This is a genomic window from Paractinoplanes maris (assembly GCF_023544465.1).
Lineage (GTDB): Bacteria > Actinomycetota > Actinomycetes > Mycobacteriales > Micromonosporaceae > Actinoplanes > Actinoplanes maris.
On the sequence record NZ_JALPVL010000029.1, the window covers coordinates 1 to 1,556 of the forward strand.

Consider the following 1,556-nt stretch of genomic DNA (forward strand, 5'->3'; position numbering starts at 1 on the left):
TAGGACTTTGTTAGGTGGGGACGGGCTGGTGGCAGTGTGGGCAGAAGCCGAGCCAGGTGGCGAGTTGGTATTGCAGGTGCCGGAGGACGGCGTAGAGGCTCAGGGCTGCCCTGCTGCTTTTGGGTCGGCCTGCCGTAGCTGGGTGAGGAACAGCTGGGCGGCAGTGGCGAGGGTGACGTGGCGGTGCCAGCCGATCCAGGAACGGCCTTCGAAGTGGTCGAGGCCCAGGCCGGTCTTCAGTTCGCGGTAGTCGTGTTCGATACGCCAGCGGCTTTTCGCCAGCTGAACCAAGTCGGCCAGCGCAGTATCGGCGGGCAGGTCGGACAGCCAGTAGTCGCTGGGCTCGGCCTGTCCGGGCGGCCATTGCACCAGCAGCCAGCAATCGGGCAGGACCCCGTCATCGGCCGGTGGCAGGCCTTCACGGACGGTTCGCCCTGCCGGGCGGACCCGCAGGGCGAAGAAATGCCCGGACAAGGTGCCGGCGGGTCGGTCGCCACCCTCGGCTGCGGGAAGGCGTTCACGCCAGTGCACGAGGGTGGCCTGGCCGGCGCCGTGCTTGAGGGCGAGGTCTTTGATACTGCGGGCCGGGTCCGGATAGCGCGGGGTGGGATATTTCCCGACTCCGGCGTAGGCGGCGGTCACGGGCTCGGCGTGAGCGGGCTGGGCGGTAGTGGTCGAGGTGGTCGCCACGATGAAGCTGATGCCGCGGTCGGTGAGTCCTTGTCGGAACTCGGCGACCTGCCCGTAACCGGCGTCAGCGGTCAGCAGCGGCGGATACAGCTCCCAGCCGGCCAGCTCGTCGATCATCTCCAGGGCCATCAGCCATTTCGGCCGATACCGTTCATCATCCGGAACCTTCGACGCCGCCCGCCGGGCGAGAATCTGAGCGATCAGCTCTTCACGCGGGACCTCTTTACGCAGGTGAGGTTTCTTCTTCCCGGCCTCGTCCAGGGTGACCGGCTGCCGGCGCAGACGTCGGGCGTGGGTGTTGGCGACCTTGCCCGCCTCGTCGGGAACGCAGGTCTCGTCCCAGGACTCCGGGACGAACAACCGCCAGTTCAGCACCGCCGACGCCGCATCGGTGGCGGCGTGGACGCTGACCGCGATCTGGCAGTTGCCGACCTTGCCGAGGGTTCCGGAGTACTGCCGGGCCACACACGCCGACGCCGGCCCATCTTTCGCGAAGCCGGTGTCATCGACCACCCACACCGTCGGCGAGACCACCTCGACAGCGGACATCGCGACCCGTCGCCGCACACCGGTCACGTCCCACGTCGACGAGGTCAGAAACTGTTGCAGCTGCTGATGATCAACGCCGAGGCGGGCAGCCATCGGCTGCATCGACTTACGCTGCCCATCCAACATCAGACCGCGCAGATACCGCACCCCGGTCTCCCGCTGATCGATCCGCCTCAACCCGGCGAACACCTCAGCAGCGAACTCCTGGAGCTGCACCCGGACCTGCTCCAACCTGCCCTCATCCACACCGGGCAGCCAACCATCACCACACGACCGCTACAAGCGACACACCACAAAGACCTAACAAAGTCCTACTA

Annotated in this window: 1 protein-coding gene; it reads right to left on the bottom strand. The window is 66.8% G+C overall.

The features are described from left to right. Positions 1 to 99 precede the first annotated feature (99 nt). Positions 100 to 1,485, bottom strand: a complete 1,386-nt coding sequence (locus NAG42_RS43820) for an IS701 family transposase (RefSeq protein WP_250038492.1) — start codon at positions 1,483 to 1,485, stop codon at positions 100 to 102. Positions 1,486 to 1,556 lie beyond the last annotated feature (71 nt).